The 553-nt window shown below is 64.0% G+C and carries 1 protein-coding gene; it reads right to left on the reverse strand.

What is annotated here, in order from left to right; genetic code table 11:
- On the reverse strand, positions 1 to 553 hold a 553-nt coding region (locus A5781_RS00040; RefSeq protein ID WP_156624258.1), incomplete at both ends, for an AMP-binding protein.

Here is a 553-nt window from a genome sequence, read left to right on the forward strand (position 1 = left end):
GTCTCGGTCGGGCCGTAGACGTTGAGCATCACCCCTGGTGGCGCCCACCGCTCCACCACCTCAGCCGGACACGCCTCCCCGGCCACCACCAACGCCACCGATTCCAACCCCTGCGGCGAGAGCATCGCCACCGCCGAGGGTGTTTGGCTGAACACACTGACCCGTTCCGCAATCAGCAACGCATGCAACTCTTCCGGAGAGGCGGTCACCGACTCGGGCACCACCACCAACCGGCCCCCACCGAGCAGGGCACCGAAGATCTCCCACACTGAGTAGTCGAATGCATAGGAATGGCACTGCGTCCACACCTGCTCTGCGGTCAGGTCCAACCGGGTATCAAACGCGTCGAACAATCGAGTCACGTTGTGGTGGGTCACGGCAACGCCTTTGGGCACCCCGGTGGTGCCCGAGGTGTAGATCAGATATGCGATATCGTCGGCGGCCGGGCCTGGCAGTGGGGTGCTGGGTTGGGTGTGGATGGCGGGGTCATCAATATCAATGACCGGCACGTGATGACCGTCGAGCCGCGAGCGCAGACCCGCAGTGGTGAGTA

The sequence above is a fragment of the Mycobacterium sp. 852002-30065_SCH5024008 genome (genome assembly GCF_001665645.1).
Taxonomy (GTDB): Bacteria; Actinomycetota; Actinomycetes; order Mycobacteriales; family Mycobacteriaceae; genus Mycobacterium; species Mycobacterium paraffinicum.